A 24,115-nucleotide genomic window follows, 5' to 3' on the forward strand; every position below is an offset into this window, starting at 1 on the left:
TTACTCCACAACAGAACGCGGTTCCGCGCCTGTCGAAACTGAACCATTTTCATTATTTGCCGGGATATCGTCGAAACCGTCGTGCCAGCAAAAGACCTTCTGCAACGGATTGACCGGGAGATGGAGTTTTTGTATCCCTTCCCCCTGCCCTTGCGCCTGGCGTAACGACGTCCAATCCACAGCGTGGCCCGCCAGCCAATCCATCACCACGTGCCGCATGTCATCGCTGAAATGGGACAGGCCCGCCGCGATATCCGCTGACATGTGACGGCTGTCATAAATGTCAGTTTGATTACCCGCACGGGATCGCCAGCGCTGCAAACGTTCTTGCAACTGCGCAATACTTGCCGCGCTGACAGCCAACCGTACGGCCCGATGTTCCCTGCCCTGTTGCAGGGTATATGCGAGTTGCTCCAGATAGACCGACTCCGTAGCAGGCTGTTTTTCCGCCGTCGGTACCCCCGAAATAAACTTACCCTCAGCGATATCTGCCTGAGCACGCGGCAAAAAATCCAGGTAATCACTCACCAACCTGTTTAATCTGGCTTCATCCGCTTCAGAAAACAGGAAAATAAAAGGCCGGGGTGTCTGCCTGCTGGAAGGCTTGAATAACTCGACTCGTTGCTCTGCTTCATATTCCTCAAGCAGCAGGTGTGCATTTACCCCCCCAATACTCATGGAGTGGATAGCACCGCGCCGGGGTACATGGTCATGTTTCTCCCAGGCCCGCTCTTCTCTGAGTAGCTCAAAGCCATCGGTCAGGGTGATCCCTTCGTTCAGTTCGCCCAGCCCCTCGATTTTTGCCAGACGACGGTGGTACATCGACAACACCATTTTCACCAGGACCGGAAAAGTCGATGCCGTTTCAGCATGACCGGTCAACGGCTTGAGAGAACCAATGGCAATGGAAGACGCACGACTTTCTGCTGGGATATTGCTGGCCTGGATAGGGTTCTTCTGTGCGTTGCTCTCCTGCAGATAAGGGCCATATACCGCCTGAATCGCAACCAATTCAGAAGCATCCCCCAACTGGGAACCGTTGGCTTCCGGTTCAATATAAGAGACGGTCGCCGGATCAATGCCAGCCTCGCTCAAAGCGGCGACGATGGCTGATTTTTGCCCTTCAATATTCGGGCTATACCACTTCAGAGGGGCTTTGCCACCATGACTGATGCCGACGCCTTTTACATTGGCATAGATAGCATCCCCCTGCACCAACGCCTCCGCCTCTGCCTTCAGGATAATGGCTCCGACGACTTCACTTTTCACATAGCCATCAGAGTCATGGGCAAAGCTTTTCGTCACGGGATGAGAGCTATACAGGGCCTGATCGTCAGTGCGGTTTTGCATGAAGGGAGAAAGCCCCAGCTCCGCCGTGGCAACAATCGCCTGCTCGCAACGCCCTTCCTTAATAGCGCTCATGGCATGCCTAATCGCCACCAGAAAGCTGGCACACCCGGTTTCAACAATTTCACTCAACCCGGACAGGTTCAGAATATTTGAGATACGATTGGCATACGCTGATATCTGTTCCGCCTGAAAACGCCACTGTGCCATCTGTGCCGGATCCTGCCTGGCAGGAATATCCTGATAGCCGGAATGACCACGCGTCGCCACGAAGAGTCCGGTTCGTTTTTCACGGAACTGACTCAGGGTATATCCAGCATCCGCCACGGCTTGCCAGATAACTTCGAGCAATTTCCGCATCTGGGGATCGAGCTTTTGGGCTTCTTTGTGGGGGACTTTGAACAGTTTGTGATCGAAATACTCGACGCCGTCGAGATAACCGCCGATACGACGGCTACCGCTATCCTGCTCATCCAGCGCCATCAGGTATCTGCGCTTGTCGCTTAAAACAGAAAGCGTTGTACGGCTCGCACTCAGGTTTTCCCAGAATTCAGAGATATTCTCCGCCTGAGGGAAAATGCCTGCCATACCGATAATACTGGTATTCTGCACCGGCCCTTCTCCGGTTACCGCTATCTTTTCATCCACGCGCTTTTGAGGGTCCGCTTGCTTTTGCGCATCCCACGGTTCTGTAGGCAAAGCCTGGCTACCAGGCGTTGCCAACCGCTCGCCAAAATGACTGCGCAGGTAGTGCTGAATTTCCCCGATGGTGCGGTACTCCATAAACAGCGAGCGAGACACATCAGGGAATGTTTTCCTGATCTTGTTTAACAGATCGACGGACACCACCGAATCCATCCCCAGCTCTTCCAGAGCACGATCCTGGCTCATAACCTCTTCGGAGACTTTGAGTTGCCGACTGATCAGCTGTATCAGATAGGTATCCAGATTAAAGGGAGGATTGACGCCCTCTGGCGCAACATCCTCCGATAACGACGACGGTACGCGGGCTGATTGTTCCGGTACCAGGTGAGCGCCATTGTCATCAGATAAACGCACAACGGCACGGCGTTGCCCCTGACCTTCCGGAAGCCAGAACCGCTGACAGTCGAATGGGTAGGTCGGCAGGCTGAGACGACGCGGACGCTGCCCCTGGTACAGACCAGACCAGTCAAACTCCAGTCCCTGGCACCACAGGTTCAGCAACCTGGCGTATTTCCCACGCTCAGCCCATTTTGCAATCGCTTCACTCAACTCTTCATCAGCTGAAAACTGAGCCAGCAGCCCTTTATGACTGCCGCGGTGGCCCCGGTATGTGTCGTCGGGGTTCCCGGTATCGTTTAGAAAACCGTCCATTTTTGCCAACAGTTCATCGAATGACGTCACGATCCATCCCAGCCGTGCCTCCATCGCATCACGCCCGACTTGCAGCGTATAGGCCAGATGACCCAACGTCAGATCAGGGTCTTCACGATGCTGCGCCAGATACTGCCTGAGATTCTGAGCGACCCGCCGTAAACGCACATCGTCTTTGGCAGACAACAGCACCACATAACGGTCCTGTACGGCCTGGCGTGCCGGGCGGGTATCCCGATATTCCTCTATCACCACATGCGCATTGGCCCCGCCAAAACCAAAAGAACTGACGCCGGCCCGCCGCGGCAAGGTTTCTCCACGGGCGTTTTTCAACGCATGCCAGGGACGAGTCTCGCTAACGATATAAAAAGGTGTTCCCGTGAAATCGATATAGGGATTCGGTTCTTCATAATGCAGGCTCTTCACCAGGGTTTGATGCTTCATTTGCAGCAGCACTTTGATGACGCCAGCAATCCCTGCCGCCATCTCCAGATGCCCGATATTGGTTTTCACCGACCCGATGCCGCACGTGGTATCACTATATTCCTCACCAGAATAATCGGCCTTCATGGTGTTAAAGGCTGTTTTCAGGCTGTTGATTTCAATCGGATCGCCCAGTTTCGTCCCCGTACCATGGGCCTCGATGTAGCTGATACTCCTGGGATCAATACCGGCATTCCGGTAGGCACTTTCCAGCAATGCAACCTGAGCCTTTGGATTCGGTGCCGTCAGAGAGCTGGCCCGCCCGCCGTGATTCTGCGCACTGCCGCGGATCACGCCATAAATATGATCACCGTCCGCTTCTGCGGCCGATAAGCGTTTGAGCAGTAACATCCCAACGCCTTCTCCCCGAACATAACCGTCAGCCTTGCTGGAGAAGGTTTTACAACGACCGTCGGAGGACAGCATGCCGGCTTTGCAGAAGCTGACAAACGTATCCGGCGTCACCAGCGTATTGATCCCGCCGACAATCACCATATCGCAGCCTTCATGGCGCAAGGCCGATACGCCACGATGGATAGCAATCAAAGAGGATGAACACGCCGTTTCAATCGGCTCGCTCGGACCGTGAACATTGAGAAAATAACTCATCCGATTCGGCCCGATAGAAGGAACAATTCCCGTTGCGGTAAAGCCCTCGGCCGGCAGCTTCGCATCAACAATCAGGCCGGAATAACCGGTATTCCCCGTTCCCACATAGATACCCAGCGCACTGCCGGACAGAGAACTGGCCGAATAACCGGCATCTTCAATCACTTTCCAGACATGGGTCATCAACAAACGTTGTTGCGGGTCCATTAATTCAGCTTCACGGGGAGAGATGCCGAAAAACAGCGGATCGAATCCCGCCATATCCTGGATAAACCCGCCCCAGCGAATGCTGTCCTTGTTTTCAGCGCCCTCCACCTCTTGCAAGTAATCCCGCCAATTCCAACGGATGGGCGGAACCTCACTGATACAGTCTTTGCCCTGAAGCAGATTGTCCCAATAGGCGTCCAGATCTGGGGCCATCGGGAAGCTACCGCTCATTCCCACAATCGCAATCGCTTCCTGTTTATCACGCTTGCTGACTGACGCTGGTGATGATGGCGTCCCTACCGGGTGTACGTCATCCGCCGCATTCGCTGGCTGAATGCGGCCCTGCGCTGACGGCTGCACCATCACTTTGGCCGCAAAGAGATGGCTGAAGCTCTCCTGATAATTCTCGGCCAGATACGCGGTTAATCCGGCGATAGTCGGATATTCAAAAAACACGGTCGGGAGCAGATCCAACGTATATTGCCGGTTCAGCTTATTCGCAAAACCGGTCGTCAGAATGGAGTCAAAACCCAGCTCATTCAGCTCAATATCGGTATCAATGTCTGCAACGTTTACTTGTAACAGCGTCGAGACTTCCTGCAACAGAAGCGACTGAATCGCCTCACGCAATGCCTGAATATCCAATGCGGTATGACGGGAGACAGTCTGTTCCCCGGCTGGCGCAGGTTGCCAGAAATCAGCGGCAGCCTGATCTGAATGCTCTGCCAGAGACGGACTGACCGTTTCATGATGGGCGACCGTGTCATGGGTGCCCTCTTTATGCGAAAAATCTGTAAATTTTGCTGCAAATACCGCCTGATAGGTTTCCGTCAGATAGCCGCTCAACGCCGAAATGGTCGGATACTCAAAAAAGACGGTCGGGAGCAGATCAAGCTCGTACTGGCGATTCAGCTTGTTGGCAAACCCCGTGGTCAGAATTGAATCAAAGCCCAGTTCGGTCAGTTCAAGATCCACATCGATCTCTGCCCTGTCCACATCAAGTAATGCAGATACTTCGCGGATCAACAGTTGCTGAACCGCGCTCTCCAGACCGGGTCGATCAATCCGTATTGCTGCCAGATCAGCCCCTTGAGCCTGATGGGCCAATACCGGATCCTCGCGGCGCGTTTCATCTGCTTTTTCCGGCTGAAGAACCGTTATCGATGAACGTGCGCTGAGCGTCTGGCGCAACATTTCAATGTCGCCCGCAATCACCAACACCTGGTTTTCGTCCCGTGCAATCGCCTGATAGAAAGCCTGAAGACCGGCCTGCGTCGACATCGCCATCATGCCGGTGCTTTGGTACATCATGGTCTCGAAGGCATCATCGACTTTCATCCCGCCCTCTTTCCAGAGCGGCCAATTGATAGCCAGGGTTCTTCCCATCCGCGACTGAGCAGCCACCTGTTGCTGGCGATAGTGGGCGTAGGCATCCATGAAACTATTGGCGGTAACATAATCGGCCTGTCCTGGATTCCCTAAGCCCGCCGCGGTTGAAGAAAACAGAATAAAGAAATCCAGTGGATGCTGTGCTAAAGCCTGATCCAGATTCACTACCCCCTGAACTTTGGGGGCCAGCACCGCCTGAAAGTCCGCCGCAGACTTTTTCAGAATGTAGCTGTCACGCAGTACACCGGCACAGTGCAGAACACCGTTGATCGTTCCGTACTGTGCCGTCACGGCAGCGATCAGCGCCTCAACACCTGGCCTATCGCAAACGTCAAGCGTTCGATAATCGACCTGTGCTCCCAGCGCCTCCAACTGGCTGGCCGAGGTCTGAATCCGAGGGGTCATGGCAGAGCGCCCGGTTAAAATCAACCTGGCTTTGCGGGTCTGACGGGCGATTTCCGTTGCGAAAATCAGCCCCAGGCCACCGGCTCCGCCCGTAATGAGATAAACGCCCTGCTCCTTCCACGGCATGCGGGTGAGCGGAGGCAACGCTGATGAAGGGGAAACAGCCCGCCCACCAGTCATCGCGCACACTTCCCGCCAGGACAGCACCTGACGCCCTTCCCGGCCATAGCGAATGTGGATATCTTCCGGCATCATGCTACTTTCCCGCAATTTCTCATCCACATCCTCGGCACTGGCCGCCACATCCAACTCAATCAGTTGACCGATAACGTTGGCGTTCTCTAAACGTGCCGTTTTTAACAAGCCATTGAGAGCGGTTAATAGCCGGGTCGGGAAATCCCCGACCACCACCAGTTGCAGTAACACCGGCTGTTTGGGCTTGCTGGCTAACATCGTTTGCACCTGCGCAAACAGTGCCAGCGCATGCTGATGAAAGTTCAGCGCGATATCGCCCGTGTCCTGCACCGGTAAAATGACGTCGTCCGTCAGGCCAATATCGTTGGCGATGGCGCGGTCTGTGCAAAATAAGACCTGCCGACTCGCGTATGCCGACGGCGCGGCGGTATTGACCGGCGCATTTTTACGTTGCCACTGCGGCACAAGCAGCAGCGTACCGTTTCGCTGCGTTGTGGCCGACTCGGGCGTGCGGGCGCTAAAGCCATGCAGAGCAACGCAAAGCTGCCCCGCGTCGTCATATAACTTGATGGTCAGTTTCTGGACCTTTGCCTGAGGATGGGGTTCGGTTCCGTGGTCGTAGGTAACACAAGCCCACATCGTAGCAGTGCATCGATGCAGAATATCCATCGATGCCATATCAAAAGGTAAACCTAGCCGATGCTCTCGGGACAACCCCAGCGTCGCCTGTAATGCCGAATCCATCAGGCTGGGATGTAAGACATAATCATTGAGCGTTTCACGGAGTGTTTCAGGCAAACTCAACCGTGCCAGTACACGTCCCTTCGTCAGATACAGCGTCTCAACTCCCTGATGTCCGGGGCCGTAGACGATCCCAAGCTGACGAAAAGCCTGGTAACACGCGGCCTTATCAATGGTTCCGTCCTGATGTTCGGCCAGCGCGACAGACAGATCGAGTCTGTCTCTACCATCTGTACAGGGGTCCACGACGAGCACGTTGCCCTGACAATGCGTCTGCATTTGACCGTCCGGCAGCACAGAACCGATGTCGAACCGAATCACCTGAGCCGACTGCGGCAGCAGTTTTACCGTTAGCGGGTGGATCCCGGCAGAGGGTGCGGAAGCTTGCGAGTGCTCAGCAACGAAGGGGCGAACCCACACAATCTGCGTCAATTGCAAATGGCGTCCAGCACCAACAACCTGCTCAGCCGCGGCGCGGGCCATTTCCAGATAGGCCACGCCAGGTAACAGCTTTTGTTCCATCACCCGATGGTCAGCGAGGAAAAACTCGCGGCCATCAAACCAGGAGGTAAAACTGAGCGCGGTAATATCAGAGGTATTGCGGTGCACCAGAGGGTGCAAACGATACGGACGTATTTTTACAGGGGACTCCGTCGCCTCTGCCCCATGGCTTTCACTCGCTGATGCCGTCACCTTCAACCAGAAACGATCCCGTGCGAACGGATAGGTCGGCAAACCGATTCGACGAGGTTTTATTGCCGCCGGGTACCGTTGCTGCCAGTCAACCTGACCGCCCTTCACCCAGACGTCGAGCAGTTTGTTGTAGTTGCCCGTTTGCAGCCATGTTCCGACCATCGTTTGCCACGCGTCGTCGTCCGCCAGCATCGACAGCGATGCTTTGCCGGCTTTAACATTACCGCGGTAAACGCCTGCGGGTGTTTCTGCCTCAGAGAGGTACGCCGCTAATGTCTGTTTCAGTGCCTGCACGGAATGGGTGACAAAGGCCAGGCGTTCGTCCATCGCTTCACGTCCCACTTGCAGGGTATAGGCGATCTCAGTCAGGCTGGGCTGCTGGGCGGCACACTCGGCAGAATCCAGAAATGCCGCCAGGCCTTGCACCACGGCCTTTAAGCGCTCGGCCTTTTTGGCCGACAGTACTATGGCCACCGGCTCGGCAGAAGAAGATGAAGCCTCCACGGTTTGTGCTGCAGATGCATACTCTTCAAGAACAATATGCGCATTAGCCCCACCGATACCGAAGCTACTGACACCGGCCCTTCTCGGCACTGGCTGACCGTCGGCATCTTCCATTGCCGTCCACGCGTGTGTGTCACGGACCAGATAGAACGGGCTATCGGCTAAATCCAGATAAGGGTTCGCCGTCTTAAGATGCACGTTGCCCGGAATTTTCCGGTGACGGAACATCAGCAAAATTTTCAGCACACCGGAAATACCGGCGGCGGCTTCCAGATGTCCGATATTGGTTTTCACCGACCCTAATCCACAATAAGCCTTTCGGGTCATCGCTTTATGCTGTTCCTGGTACAGGGCGGCAAACGCCTTCTTCAACCCATTGATTTCAATTGGGTCTCCCAGTTTAGTTCCTGTACCGTGGGTTTCGATATAGCCCACCGTTTCGGGATCAATGCCACTACGGCGATAGGCCTGAACCAGCAGTTCTTGCTGCGCCACTGGATTCGGCGCGGTCGGAGAGGTGGCTTTACCGCCATGGTTCTCGGCACTGCCACGGATAAGACCGTGAATGCGATCGCCATCGGCTTTCGCCTGACTGAGGGGTTTGAGCATAATGGCGCCAACACCTTCACCACGACCATAGCCATCGGCACTGATATCAAATGTTTTGCAACGACCGTCTTCACTAAGAATACCGGCTTCCCCGGCGGTAATGGTGATCCCCGGATTGACGATAACGTTGACGCCACCGACAATCGCCACGTCACAACTGCCGGCGCGAATTGCCTCTATCGCCCGGTGAATGGCGACAAGAGAACTGGAACAGGCGGTATCGATAGGCTCGCTGGGACCGTGCAGATTCAATATATAAGAAACACGGTTTGCCAACGCAAAATGAGAAAGCCAGGGGGGATCACCAATACCGAATTTATCGTGGGAATACTTGAGCCAGGCGTCTTTATACTCAGAGGTCGACACCCCGACAAAAACCCCGGTATTGCTACCTGACAAATCACTGGCGCAATAACCGGCATCCTCAATCGTGGCCCAGACCGTTTCCAGAAAAACCCTGAATTGCGGGTCCAGCGATTGGGCTTCACGGGGGGAGATTCCGAAAAACAGCGGGTCGAAACAGTCGACATCCTGCATGAATCCCCCACAATTCACTTTAGTTTTCCCGGGGGTTTCATGTGGATCGCCATAATATTCCTGCCAGTTCCAGCGATCTGCCGGAACCTGACCAATCAAATCACGATTCGCTTCCAACTGTTGCCAGAACGCATCCAGGTTGCGGGACTGCGGAAATCGGCCACTCATCCCGATAATCGCTATCGCTTCTGGTACTTGTGGTGTGTTGGGGGTTAACGGCGTGCCCTCCTCCGCCACAGTTGCGTTTGAAATAGCGCAAACGGCGGCCTCTAATGGCGCAACCGCTGGTGTTGGTTGTGACGGGATTGGCGGTGAAGCTCGCCAGGAAAATGCTTTTCTTCCTTCCCCGGTGTTTGCGGTTCTGGTGACCAGACTCTGCGGCTGGCGGCTGGTTGTCGCCATTCCTGCACGAGATCCAGCGCCGCCAGATGCCACCGCCGTTTTATCAGCAAAAGCCTCGGGGTACGCGTCAGCCAGATAGTTCCCCATCCTCCTCAGGGTCGAGTGCTCAAAGAAAACCGTCGGCATCAGTGCTAATCCGTAGGCTTTATTAAGACGGCTGGCAAACTCGGTGAAATCGATAGAATTGAAGCCATACCTGGACAGTTCCATATCCAGCTCTATCTTCTTCTCATCAAGCTTTTGCAGTTGCGCGACCATACTGACCAGCAAAGCACACACCTGCCCGACCCGAACCGGGCTGGTTACCTCTTTGGCCAAACCTGCCGCATCGTTTATACCCGATTGATGCACGGACGACGGCTGGGGTGGCGTTTGCCCATCCTCAGCGAGTCTGGCCTGAATTTTTTCTGCCTCGCCATAGATGACGGCAAGCTGAGATTCCTGACTTTGTAGCCCCAGCATCAATGCCTGAAAACCCACCTCGGTGGGCATCGGAATCAAACCGGTCTGCTGTCTGAGCAGTTCAGCATCAGGGGCGGAAATCCCCATACCACCATCACGCCATAGCGGCCAGTTGACCGCCAGGGTTTTTCCCCGGCGCAGGCCATTGGCAACCTGCTGGTTACGCCAGAGGGCAAATCCATCCATAAACCCATTAGCACAAGCATAATCAGCCTGACCAGCATTACCAAACGCACTGCTCAATGAAGAGAACAGCACCATGAAATCCAGGTTGCAATCCTGGGTCGCGTGGTCCAGCGCCAGGGTTCCTGCAACTTTCGGTGCCAGAACGTCGAGCAGTTCCGCTTGCGTTTTATTGGCGATGAAAGCATCACGAATGATGCCGGCACTATGGATGATGCCGTTCAGTTGACCTTCATCTTGCAGAATCTGCTGTACCAGATGCCGGGTTTGTGCCGGGTCAGTCACATCCCCTTGCAGGTAAGTCGCCTGAATCCCTTGACGCTGCAAATCCAAAAGGCGTTGCTCGCTACGTTCATTCAGGGCAGAACGACCACTGAGTACCAACCGCGCCTGATATTGAGTCCCCAGTTCACGGGCGATCTGATAGCCAATCCCCCCCAAACCGCCGGTTATCCAGATGACACAACCAGAAGAAACCGGCAGGGCATCCGTCATGTCGGCCTGAGCAATCCGCTGCCACGCCTTCACCCTCCGGCTTCCGGTTTCATCGTAACGAATCTCTGTGGCACCCTTGGCACCATGCAGTTCAGACTGTAACTGAGTGAGCAGCAGGGGGATAGCTGCCGGTGACACAGGGTATCGGATCACGTTGCCATTAAAGCCGGATTGCTCTTGCCGGGCCGTTTTGAGTAGCCCTGCGCTGGCGGATAACCACAACTCATTCGCCGGTTCTGATGCCAGTATAAATACCGTCTGCCGCTGAGCCAGCTCCCGGCAAGCCAGCGTCCTTGTTTTTATCTGGGCGAATAACTGTTGCAGGCAAGAGGTAAATTGTTGCGGATGGGGGTCGTGCCCCACAGACAGGTTCACAACCTGGCAGTCGGGCCAGGTATTTTGTAACGCAGTTTGTAACGCCGCATTCTCATCCGCCAGAATAAAACAGGGCGGCAGCGCATCAGGCGCATCGCCAGCGACCTGAGCAGGTACGATATCCTGTACAACCCACTGAGGCCGGGCAACAACCAGCGACCCTGCAGGCGAAGCCTGAGCACTGATCATGCTCAGACCGTTAATCTCAACCAAAATATGACCGTGATGATCGGTAAACCAAATATCACAACGCACGATACGATGTTCTGAACCCGCGTCAGACCGCGTTTGGCGAATATAAGCCAGAACGCGTGCTGGCAACGGCTGGTAGATCCGTAATGCATCCAGGCTAAAGGGCATTAGTGGAGCAGCGCCTTGCCGTTCACCGCCGACGGCCAGAATAATGCTAGCCAAAACCGCCCCATTCATCAGGGCCGGATGCAACACCGGCTCCTCTGCCGCACCAACAAGGTCCTGATGAATGTCCAGCGTCACCAGCGCTTCATTATTCCCCTGCGCATACTGGGTGATCCCCAGTAATCGGGGCCCGATACCTGCGCCGAAAAATTCAGCGCAGGCGTGATGGGTTCGATGCTGTCGGCATCGATGTTCGATGTCTGCAAGCGGCAGAGGCGGGTGTTCCGCGTTGCCGACAAGCCCGGTCATCACACGCCCTTGCGCGTGAACCTGTCCCTGCCTGCTGATAACACAGTGATAGCCTTGTTCGTCCCGATTCAGGGCCAGATCGATGTCGGTACCCTGCTCCCCTACCATTAAAGGCTTGTGCCAGACAACATCCCTAAGTCCCACGACGACCTCGGAATCCCCCGTTGGAACGTGCGATACGGCCAATTCTCTCATCCATTCCAGAGACAGCATGCCGGGCAGCAAACCACCGTGATCCTGCAAAAAATATTCTGTGCCGCTTAACGCTTTGTGCTTGATGTTAACGGTCACTCCGGCGCTAGCCGCCGTCTCTACAGATGTCACTATTCCTGGAAAAACAGGTTCCTCAGCACTATGCGATACCGGCAAAATCCGGGTCGAGAACCCACGCATACTTACACAGATACGACCTTGATCATTGCAGAGGTCGATATCCATTTTCTGTACCTGCTCGTTCGCCGGGTTCTCCGTTGAGACCAGCCGTAGCCAGACCCACAGACGAGTGTCCATTTCGCCGAATACATCCAGTTGCTCCAGCGCAAAAGGGACGTAGGCGGTGCCAGATGGCAGGTCTGAGTGATGTAACCCCAGACTGGTTTGCAAGGCAGCATCCATCAGGCTCGGATGCAGACCGAACGCGGAGGATGTAGCCGCATCCGGCAACACAATCTGAGCCAACACCTGACGCTCTGCGGTCAGTAGCCGCTCAATGCCCTGAAATGTCTCGCCATAATTCAGCCCCATCTCACGAAAGCGCTGATAACAGTGCGCCGCCGGGTATTCAGGGCCAGTCATCTGTTTCTTCAGTTGGTGCAGATCCAGCGTGTTACTTTCTAAGGCGTTATTCCCCGTGGTAGTGTCATTCAGATCGGGATCAATGATCCCCTGACCATGAATCGTGCGCTGTTGGATGTCGTTTTCTGAGTAAATCTGGTAGTCAATAAGACCGCTTTCCTGTGCGTAGAGACCCAGATAGATGGTGGTTGTCGGTTGTGTGGCGACGATTGGCTGAAGCCAGAGTACCTGCTTCACGCTGAAAGGCAGCCGTTGTGATGCTGGAATAACGGAAGCGGCGGCATAGGTATAAGCCGCCCGGGCCATTTCCAGATAGCTGACGCCCGGCAGCACTTTCCGACCATGAATCTGGTGATCCACGAGAAAAAACTCCTCACCGCTGAACTCAGCGCGAAAGCGCAGCTCAGCCAGCGTTGAAGCATTCTCCGTCAACAGTGGATGTAATGACGGTCTGGCCCCGGCGATGTGGTCTGACGATGGCGATAACGCGCGGGTCTCCAGCCAGTGATGCTCTCTGGCAAAGGGATAAGTCGGTAAGACAACGCATCGGGACACCTCCGGCGACAGCGCCGCCCCGTCCAGTTCGTATCCCTGGCAATAATAGTCCGCCAGTGCGGACAGGATTTCCTGATATTCCTGCCCCTCACACTGTTGCGACTGCTGTAATAAAACGTCGACCTGCTGGCGAATGATCTTTTGCCCGACAAAGCCCAGCGGGACTTTACCGCGAAACAGATTGGGACGTTGCGCATGCTCTGCTTGCCGCAGACTGATGATGACGCCGTCCCGATCTTCGGCCACCACCGCCAGACGGTATTGGAAATGACTCCGCCCCTGCAGCAAGGTATAGCCGATCGCGGCCAGTCCCTGAGTGCTGGTTTGCGGCTTTTGCAAATGCAAAATCAGATCCTCGACCTTACGGTATAACGCCTCCTCGGTCTTGGCCGACAAACAGAGAAGATAGTGGCTGCGCTGTGGCTCTGGGGACGAAACCGGCTGAGGGTATTCCTGCATCACCAGATGGGCGTTGGTTCCGCTCATGCCGAAAGCACTCACCGCCCCCATTCTCAGCCTTCCCTGCTGTACCGGCCAGGCCCTGGCCGTTTTATTCACATAAAAAGGACTCTCTGCCCAGGTGATGTAGTCATTCTCCTGTTGGCAGTGCAGGCTTGCAGGAATGGTTTGCTGATTCATCGACTGAAGCAGGCTCACGGCACTCAGGAGCCCGGAAGCGGCAAAGGTATGACCGAAATTCGTTTTCGTCGACGTCAGGGCGCAAAACGCCTGTTTATCGGTGAACGCTTTGAACGCCTCATTCAGCGCATTAATCTCGACCGGGTCGCCAAGTCGGGTACCCGTTCCGTGCGTCACGATATAGTCGATCTGCGCGGGATCAATGTGAGCGCGCTGATACACGGTTTTGAGCAAGTCAGCCTGCGCCACGCCGTTCGGTGCGGTGATCCCGTTGGTTTTGCCGTCATAATTGATGCCGCTGGCCCGAATCAGACCATGGATCAGATCACCATCGGCTTCAGCCTGCGACAGGCGTTTGAGCACCAGCACCACGACCGCTTCACCTGGCACCATGCCATTAGCGCGCTGATCAAAGGTGTAGCAGATCCCATCTGCCGAAATCATGCCGGAACGCTTCATGATATCGAAGCCTTCCGTCGAGAGTTGCAGACTCACGCCCGCTGCCAGTGCGGTATCGCATTCCCGGTTACGCAGACTCGTGCATGCCAGATGCGCAGCCACTAAGCCGGATGAGCAGGCCGTATTAATCGCCAGCACCGGTCCATGCAGGTCGAGAAAATAGGCCAGCCGCGAGGCCAAAATACCATTGTGATTGGCAGTAATCTCAATGTGTTCCGTACTTGAGAAACGTCCGTACGCGCCCTCTTCCACACCGACAAACGTACCGATGTTATGCTGCCGCAACCGTTGTGCGCCATAACCGGCATGTTCCAGCGAGCTCCATGCTTCCTGTAAAAGCAGACGCTGGCCTGGATCCATGTTCTGCGCTTCCCGGGGAGAGATTTCAAAAAACAGCGGGTCAAATTCAGCGGCACCGGGAACGACCCCACACCACAAGTCCGCGTCTGACGCCGCAATACGGCTATCACGGTAAGACTCGTCCCGACCATGCAGGTATTCCGCACTCACGCGGCTCACCGCCGATTTTCCCTCTGCCAGATACCGCCACATTTCATCAATATCACGGGCACCGGGAAAACGACCGCTCATACCGATAATGGCGATCGGCTCTTCTGCGTCAAAAGGAGAAACATCGTGGCGATGCTCTTCACCAATAGCCGACCTATTCACGGGTGGAATGTTAAGAGGGGCATCTGAATGTACCGATTCGACACGGTGATCAGGGGCCTCGCTATCCCCTGCCGACCCACCGTAATACGTCTGCATCAACGCACCGTGTGTCAGCATAAAATACTGACAGAGCTGCGACAGGGTGGCATTCCCGAAAAACAGGGCTGGCGAAACCACGATGCTCCACTTCCGGCTGAGGCAGGTGGCAAACTCAGCAAGGCTTATCGAATCAAAACCAAAATCGGCCAGATTCACGTCATGATGCAAACGGTGCCGTTCAATACTTAAAATATCGCTCACCGCCTGCTGCAATTCCCACAGTACACATTGTTCAACCGTCAGCCCCTTCATTTCCGGGCGACGGGCGATAGTCGTCGTCACTGGCTGGCGTGGCAGTCGCTCCTGACGAGTGCCGGACTCATGCTGTAACCGATCCCCTAACACGCGTTGAATCTTGTCAGGCTGTCCGACCATCACCAGCGACGAACCCGCTTCACCGGCCAGCAACTGTTCAAACACCCTCAATCCTTCTTCGCTGCGCAATGCACGTTGTCCGCTGGTTTTCAAATAAAGGGACGTAGCCTGCGCCCGCTCAACCGAGCGTTGTGTCATTCCCCCGTCCTGCCAGACAGGCCAACTGATTGCGATAGTCTTTCCTATCAGAGATGGCGTCTTCCCTTCGGCAGCAGTCGGCTGATTGCGGTTGTTGGCATAGGCCAGTTGAAAACGGTTTGCGACGGCATAATCACCGGCACCGAAATCACCCAATACTGCGGCACTGGACGAGAAATAAACGATAAAATCGAGTGAGTCTTCAGCACCGAACACGGTTTGCCAGGCTGTATCAAGCACCAGCGTCCCCTGAATTTTCGGTGCCAGTACCTGACGAACGCCAGCAAGATCTTTTTCTGCCAGCATCTGTGTCGTTTGAACGCCAGCGGTATGTAATATACCGTTGATTTTAATGCCTTTCCGCTGGCAATCAGCGAACAGAGACTGCATCTGAGACAGTTCACTCACATCTGCCTGCAGATAAGTGACCTGACCGCCATGTTGTTCAATTGCCCGTAAATCCGCCTGTTTTTCCTCATCAAGGGGAGAGCGGCCAACCAGAAGAACTTTCGCCATCACGTTCTCACACAGGTAACGTGCAAATACCGTCCCTAATCCCCCAAGCCCCCCAGTAATCAGGTAACATCCACCGATTTTTAAATAACTGTCTGTTTTTAAACCGCTGTCAGCGTTTTCCAGCCGCGTCGGTTCGAAGGTCAACACATGACGCTTACCCTGGATATACAGCACGCTTTGCGCAGGTTCGGTCTGCAATTCAGCCCAGATGTCGGGAATATGCCCCGCGAGCGACTGCCATTGATCCGTATCGGCAGCATCGGTCAGTTCAAACCCGGCAAACGTGACGCGTGTTTTCGGTAAAACAACGCGTAAAGATGCGCCAAACGCCACCAATGCATCAGCGTAACAACGCTCCAGTACGCTGGTAAACGCACTGGCCACGACAATACGACCAACATCCAGTCCGCTGGACAACAGCCCCTGAAACAGCGGCACCAATTGATTCATCGCCGATTCAGGTTCAACAACACACAGCAAAGCCGCTACCGTTTCCGTTTGGGTAGCGCGCTTTAACGCAGAAAAATAGCGGTGATAGGTACTTGCTTCTGTGGCCGCCAGGTCATCAGGCGCGAAAAATTCCGTCGATACATTCGTGGCAATGTGATTGATACCGAGGCGAATCGCCGTCTGAGCTGCTGCCGGGGTGACGCAAAGCAAGCGCTGTATCTGGCGCTCGGCGGGGCCCGGCACGTCAGGCAGCGATTGCTCTTGCCATCGCTCACGATAAACCAGAACAGCGTCATCCTGCTCTGATGTCATGGCTTCATCAGGTTCAATCAGAACATGCCCTAAGCCGGGTTCAGCCTTCTGGCTCTGCGGAGTCGGTGCGGATGGCGTTGCAACAGAGCGGGCCGTTGCCGGGATATCCACCGTAGCAACCCAATAGCTTTCCTGTTCAAACGGATACGTCGGCAGGTGCATCCTACGCGGTGTCGGCCCGTGGTATAACGCCCCCCAATCTGCCGGTTCGCCCCGCAGCCAACATGCCAACTGTTTGGAAACAAGAGGCGAGATGTGGTCATCCCGAACGTCGGGTGCAGAATCTGCGCTTCCCTCTGTGCAAAGTAATGCCTCGGTGGCACGGGAACGGGCCGTCCCCGACACATCGGCATAATACAGACCGAGATCTGAACTCGCCCCTTCTTCAGCAGTCAGGTACCGGCGCACTTTCTCCTGCAAGGTGTGCCAGCCGTCGGCAATCAACGCCAGACGATGAGGCATCGCCGTGCGTCCGAATTGCAGGGTATAAGCAAGATCCCGCATGCTTTCCGGCGCATGACCGGCGATCAGATTTGTGGCTATCTGCTTTAACTGCGGTTCACTTTTGGCGGATAGCACGATCAGGTACGAATCATCCTCACCTGACGCTCCCTGACATCGCGCTTTAGCCTCCGCGTTCTGCAACACCAGATGCACATTGGTTCCCGAATGTCCGAAAGCGCTGACAGCCGCAAAACGTGACGCCTGTTCCCAGTGTTTGAGCGTGGTATTCACATAGAAAGGGCTATCAGCAAAATCGATATCTTCATTCGGCTGGGCATAATTGAGCGATGGCGGGATTTCCTGATGTTTCAGCGCCAGCGCCGCCGTAATGACATTCACGATGCCGGACGCGGCTTGAGTATGACCAATATTGGTCTTCGGCGAGGTCAAGGCACAGTACTGCTTTTTATCTGCACCAGCGTCATGAAACGCATCAATTAATGCATTACATTCAATGGGATCCCCTAACATGGTGCCGGTACCGTGGCTGACGACATAACCTATCTGTTCGGGAGAAACGCCGCTTTGCCGGTAAACCTGCGCGTAAAGCTCGCTTTGCCGGGCACCATTGGGAGCGGTCAGGCCATTGGTTTTACCATCATAGTTAATTCCGCTGCCCTTGATGATGGCATAAATATCATCGCCATCGCGCAGTGCGTCAGCGTGGCGCTTTAACACAACCGTCGCACAGCCTTCACCGACAACCATACCGTTAGCCCGATAATCAAAGGCGTAGCAGGTGCCGTCTGGCGAGAGCATATCGCCCATCCGGGACAAGGCATGTAGCATCCGCTCAGGCTGGCAAATCAGATTACAACCGCCCGCAAGCGCTAATTCGCTTTCTCCGTTTAAAATACTCTGACATGCGTAGTGTACGGCAACCAACGATGAGGAACAGGCGGTTCCGATAGCCAGCAACGGGCCTTTGGTATCAAGAAAATAGCCAATGCGGGCCGGTGCTGTTCCGGTATGTACGGAGGTAATCGCTGAATTTTCGGTCAGTGGATAATCCGATTCTTCCATGCCGACAAAAATGCCGTGCTTTTGCCCGTACCACCCATACGGGTCATAGCCAGCATCTTCAATCGCCCGCCATGCAGACTGCAATAACAAGCGATGATGGGGATCCATGTTGCGTGCTTCCCGGGGAGAAATCTTAAAAAACAGGGGATCAAAGTGGTCGATATGCGTCATAAACCCCCCCCGGAGGGTTTTCATCTGCAGATCATCCCGTAGCCGCCGGCTGTCAGGAACCGGGCCGATACTACACCGGCCTTCCCGCAGCAGTTGCCAGAATTCTGCCGGGTTATCGGCACCGGCAACGTTAATATCGATACCAATAATGGCAATATCGTCAGTGCGATTATCATCATTACCGCATCGTGCCGGTTGCGGCGAAGCCTCGCCGTGACGGCGTTCGGCTCCCGAACCGCTGGCCTGCATGCGTTCGGCTATCATGCGGGCTAACGCCATCGGCGTGGTGTAACTGAATAAATCCGACCGCCGTAATTTAACCGGATATGCCGCCTCCAGCCGACTGACGAAAGCGGACACCGAGACAGAGTCCAGGCCAAGCTCGGTAAATGCCTGATGATATATTTCGTTATCCGAGCCGTTCAGCCCCAACAGACGACCTATCGTCGCCAGTACATCCTGTTCAGCAGCAACCGAATGTGTGGCCTCTCTTTTTTCATGAACGAGCGGCTCATCATCAGGCTGTTTTTGAGAAGGGGAAGGCTGAAACCAGTAATACTCTCGAGCAAAAGCATAACGGGCCGACGCCGACGGAAAATCGGCTCCTGCAACGTTAACACCCTGATATTCTTCAACCAATATATGGGCGTTATTGCCGCCTGATCCATAGCTGTGAATCGCCGCCAGCCTGGGATGTTCGCCGGCTGGCCACGCTTGCGTTTCTGTCGCAAAACAGCAAGGCGTACCTTGCGTATCGCAATAGTCGTTGGCGTGTTCAAAGCCCAGAATTTTATGAATTTTATCGGTCTGAAGACTGCGGATGACTTTTAATAACGCCCCCAGAGAAGACGCAGAGTGCATGTGTCCTAACAGCGGTTTTAGGCTACTCACCCGGCAGTAACCCGCCTCGAATGCCACCCCTTGTTCCTCACATAGCTGGCTCAGCGCCCGATTCATTGCCGTCCATTCAGCAATATCCGCAACGGGCAGCCCCATTCCCTGAGCCTCAATATAAGAAACCCGACGCGGATCGATCCCCGCTTCGCGATAACAGTCTTTGATCAGTTCACAATGCGCATCCGTATTCGGAGAAGCCATTGAGACACCACCCTGACCATTGAAGTTAACCTGGGTGTGTTTGATGATGGCGTAGACCCGGCGTCCAGCCTGCTCAGCATCAGCCTGGCGCTCCAGAAGAATGGTACCAACCCCTTCTGAACGAATGAATCCATCACCATGTTTACCGAAAGAATGTACCGTTTTGCCGTGAGTCAATTGCTTCGAATCGTTCAATCGGTTGGTCACGTCCGGTACCAGAATCACATTCGCGGCACCGATGATTGCCCGGTCAATCACACCGGCTCTCAATGCCAGGGTGGCCCTGTGCAACGCCACAGCAAAACCGGCGCACGTCGCATTGATTAACTCACTGGGTCCCGCCAAATCAAACTGGTACGAAATTCGGTTCGCAATCATGCTGTCGGCCTGTGCCAGACCGAATTCAGGCCGATAACCGTGGCGGGCCATCAGAGCCGCGTACTCGTTGGACTCACAGCCGATGAAGACGCCGGTATGCGTTTTTCGCAGCGATTCAGGGGAGATACCGGCATCTTCCAGCATGTGGTAGGTTGACATCAGCAATAGACGCTGTCTGGGATCCATCTCTTCAGCCTCTATCGGTAAAATACCGAACTTCGCCGGGTCAAAAGAGGCAATATCGGGAATGAACCCCCCTGAAAGTACCGCCCACGACGCTTCTCCGCCTGTCTTCCCCTGCTGGTACCACATTTTGCGTTGCTGCGGTAGCTCGGTGATTAAGGCATCGTCAGCATCCAGATGCCGCCATAATTCGGCAACACTCATACACTGAGGGAAATATCCGGCCAGCCCCGTAATCGCCAGCGGTTCGGTCTTTCCGTGCGTCGCCGACATATTCAAGACTGAATCTGATGACGTCGTGGTTTTATGGTTTTGAATCCACTGCTCAATGAAAGACAGCGGTGCTGATTGATCATTCATAAGCAACCTTCTCCCGCTTGAGATTGAATTCAACTAATTGCTGTAAATAACCAAACGCATTGCTGACTGCAGCGTAGTCCATGCCAAAGTCCTGAAGGAATGCAATTTCATTGACCCCAGACGCAACGGCCAAATCAATCTGTCGCTGACATTCCTCTGGCGGGCCAAATATTCCTCCGGTTTTGAAATAACGGGCATAGGCATAATCGAGAATTTGATCAATCTGACTATTATCGAAATGATGATCTCTGGCTTTCATCTGCGGAATAATGCTACTGCGGATATAGGCCTTAAACGGCTCGCGAACCACCTGCTGTACCCACGCCATATCTGGGTGGACAAAGGTGTGCATCATCAGTGTGACCCGACCGCTCTGAGGTTCCAGCCCTGCCTCGGCACGGGCTGCGCGGTAGACGTCCACGTATTTTCTGAATTCGTGAAGATCGATCCCATGCAGCATGCCGAAGACGTTATAACCATGCAGGCCCGCATGTCGAAAGCCCTGTTCAGAAATGCTGAAATACCAGATGTTTATTTCTTTCTGAATCGGGCGCGGATAAACCACCGTCGGGAACATCTCCCCACCCGGGCCGGGAAAATCCACCGTTTCCCCCCGCCATAGTTTTTGTATCACCGGAATACGCTGATCGCGTATCTTTGCACGCTCCTCATAGGTATCTGGTGACAGGATAAAGTCCGCTTTGTTCCAGCCACTTCCGACCCCCAGGTCAACCCGACCATCAGAGAGGATATCCACCATCGCCCAGTTTTCGACGATTTCGACCGGATGGTGCAGCGTGTTGGTCACGGCGGCAGAACGCAGGCGTACGTTTTTGGTTAGCGGTGCAAAGTAAGCCGCAGCAATGCTGTTATTGGCGTAAATAGAGCCAAATTCATAAAAATGGCGTTCAGGAAAGCAAACCGATTCAAAACCGGCCTGATCAGCAAACTCGACCAGCTCACGGGCAAAACGATATTTATCCCGGTCTGAGACATCTTTACGGACATCCGAAAAAAACAGATAACTAAAAGAAACATCCGCCCCAGACTTACCCGTCTTAACCTCAGCATCTACGGTGCGACCCCCAGAAAAAAAAGCGTCCAGTCTTTGATTTACCGTCGTCATAGCCGGATCCCTCCTGTTCCAACCTGTTTACGCAATTTTTTCATCAGTAGATTGGGGGTTGGGTGTTCGATCAGCCAATTCGGCTGTACTGGAAATTTCAACTGCCTTTCCAGCGTGGTGCTCAGTTGCATAGCAATAATCGAGTCCATCCCGTAGTCCTGCAGGGGTTTATCCCAGTCAAGACTGCTGCCTAGTTTCATGACTTTTTCGATCCCGAAAGCCAGGCTGCTACGTAGCTCGCTGTCGTCGTCAGCCGGTTTTATCTCATCGATATCTCCTGACGTTTCTGGTCTGCCTGTTTGGCAGCCATACTGCGGGGCATTCAGGGTCTGAGTCGGAGGAACAGACTGGATCGCCGTAATCACGGTTCCGACCTCTTGTTGCAGATAGGCGGGTAGATCCGCCAATGACAGGGAAGAGAGGTAATCGGCAAATTCTGTCGGCGATAACTGCCCTTGCCTGAAATGGCGAATTTTTTGGCGAACCGCGTCTACGATGTGATGCCCGGTGCGGGCAGCCGCTGACGCTATCTGATTATCACCAAGCCCCAGTAGCGTTCTGGCTTTATGTTTATCCGTGACAGCAACCAACGCCGTGACACCGTCGGTCACCCCCGTTTGCATCTGCTGCACCGCCGCCACAGCATGAATACTTCCCATGCCCTGTTGCGCTAACGACGTTAACCGACCAGCCAGCCGTGTGTGGTCAACGGCACCGTCAACCTCCCATTGCCCCCAGCAAACGGAGGAAACCAGCCCCTGTCTTTGTTTGAGAGAGACCAGCCGTTGCCGATATCGAGCAAAAGCATTCTGGAACGCGGCGGAATAGGCATAATCAGGCGACCCCTGAATGCCAAAAGCGGCAACGGAAGAAAACATCAGGAAAAATTCCAGCGGTTCATCGGCAGTTACCACATCAATATTCAGGGTTCCTGAGACTTTCGCCGCCATCATGTGCCGGAACGCATCCCAGGACTTATTCAGAATAGAACCATCACTCACCTGCCGGGCCATATGTAAGACCCCATTAAGGGTGATTCCTTCGGATTTCAGGGACTGCACGGCCTGATTAACACGCTCAAGATCGAGGATATCGACGGCACGGTAAATCACCTGGGCCCCGGACGCCCTGATGCGCGCCAAAATCGGGGCGACTTGATGTTCCGGGCGGCGAGAGAAAATAACCAACTGCGCCTGATAGTGATGACCTAAAACCTGACACACCTGTTCCCCTGTCTCTCCCAGGGCTCCGACCATTAAATAGGTCGCCCCGGTACGAAACAGTGCCCCCGGCACCTCATGCCCATCCGTTTCGCTAACACGTAACTCGTATCGGCGACCGCCACTGAAACGGATCGTCGGGGTCCTGACTGCCTGAGCATTTTTCCCCGGTTCATGTGCTGGCATGTCATCGCACAGCCAGGTTTGCATCAATTGCACAGCCACCTCCTGACCCGTCGAACGGGGGTCAACGATGAGGCTCCGATAGCGGTGGCCTACCGTTTCCAGAATCGCAGAACGGAACAGCCCGCTGAGCGCTTCATGGTGTACATCGGTAACGGTCAGGCCTTGTTCATAATCCGCCCGATGACAACAATAGAACTGTATCGGGTTCAGACGGGCAACCGCCTGTACGGCCTGAACACAACGATAGGCAAGCTCGGTTTGCACCTCTGTTCCATGAGGTAAGATCAGAAAAACCGCCAGCGGTTTGCCTGAATCGGGGATCGCCGCCTCCAGGCCGACTTTCAGGGCATTGATACCTGTCTGATCCTGTAGCGCACTGGCCGGTAACGTAATATGCCGCACATCCCAAATCGGTTGTGGCATATCGGCTATCTGTTGAACCTGCTGGCAAACCTGCTCAATGTCACGGTAATCCGAAGCCGTATGACTGAGCACCAGAATCTGCCGATCGCTACTGGCCTTAATGCGCTCAACCCATTGGCTGTCTTCACTTGCCTTCACTTCAACCCACGTTTCTGTCGCGCGGATCCACTGGGTTTCCCTTACTATTGGTTGTGCATGGGTGCCGGTTTCAGTGGCTTCTGATGTCCTGACTGTTTCAGCGTCTCCTGATAAAACAGACCGGACATCCACGGTTGTAACCGATGTTGGCGGTGCTTTTTCTGCAAACCAGCAGGATTGTCGGAAAAACGGATAGGTAGGTAAGTTTATTCTGCTGGGGGAACGATGCGTTGTGGATTGCCCCGCCTGCTCAGGCGCGGGATAGAGTAAATCCCATGGGATATCCAGACCTGTCACCCACAGCCCTGCAAGCTGACTCAGGTTTTGCTGACGGGTCCATTGTTCGATCACAGAACTGAATTCAGGTGTGTCGACAAACGCCTTATAAGATGGCGCATTGTCATTCACCCGACCTCTAAATAGCAGCGGAGCTGAGATATCACCGACAATGAATTGGGTTAGCTTTTCTTGCAGCTCACCGACTGAGCCCACAACAAAAGCGAGACGCTCCTCCATAGCCCGGCGTCCCCGCTGTAAGGTATAAGCCAGTCGCCTTAAATCAACAGTGCGTCCCTCGGCCTGTTCCCGCTGTAGCCAGGCCAGCAGATTTTCCGCCATAAGCGGCAAACGATCGGCC

3 protein-coding genes (1 of these 3 running past the window's edge) are annotated in these 24,115 nt (G+C 54.5%); all 3 read right to left on the reverse strand.

The genetic code is table 11. The annotated features are described in order from the left end of the window. Tightly spaced (each overlapping or abutting the next), the 3 genes in view from FAZ14_RS07140 to FAZ14_RS07150 form a layout consistent with a single transcriptional unit that may run on beyond the window. Positions 1-20,385: an SDR family NAD(P)-dependent oxidoreductase gene (locus tag FAZ14_RS07140; protein WP_153508289.1), complete on the reverse strand. Its 20,385-nt coding sequence runs from the start codon at positions 20,383-20,385 to the stop codon at positions 1-3. Beyond that, positions 20,378-21,511: a MupA/Atu3671 family FMN-dependent luciferase-like monooxygenase gene (locus FAZ14_RS07145; RefSeq protein ID WP_016940744.1), complete on the reverse strand. Its 1,134-nt coding sequence runs from the start codon at positions 21,509-21,511 to the stop codon at positions 20,378-20,380. Before FAZ14_RS07145 ends, FAZ14_RS07140 begins: the two co-directional genes overlap by 8 nt. Beyond that, positions 21,508-24,115: the end of a beta-ketoacyl synthase N-terminal-like domain-containing protein gene (locus FAZ14_RS07150; RefSeq protein ID WP_153508290.1), read on the reverse strand. Its footprint extends 4,964 nt past the window's final position; the window shows 2,608 of its 7,572 coding nt (coding positions 4,965-7,572); the start codon falls outside the window, past its right edge; it ends in the stop codon at positions 21,508-21,510. Before FAZ14_RS07150 ends, FAZ14_RS07145 begins: the two co-directional genes overlap by 4 nt.

The sequence above is a fragment of the Dickeya oryzae genome, assembly GCF_009372235.1.
GTDB lineage: Bacteria > Pseudomonadota > Gammaproteobacteria > Enterobacterales > Enterobacteriaceae > Dickeya > Dickeya oryzae.

What these genes read in the sequence shown, in the direction of transcription:
- FAZ14_RS07140 (WP_153508289.1), bottom strand. Translation starts at nt 20,385, where the DNA reads ATGAATGATCAATCAGCACCGCTGTCTTTCATTGAGCAGTGGATTCAA.
- FAZ14_RS07145 (WP_016940744.1), bottom strand. Translation starts at nt 21,511, where the DNA reads ATGACGACGGTAAATCAAAGACTGGACGCTTTTTTTTCTGGGGGTCGC.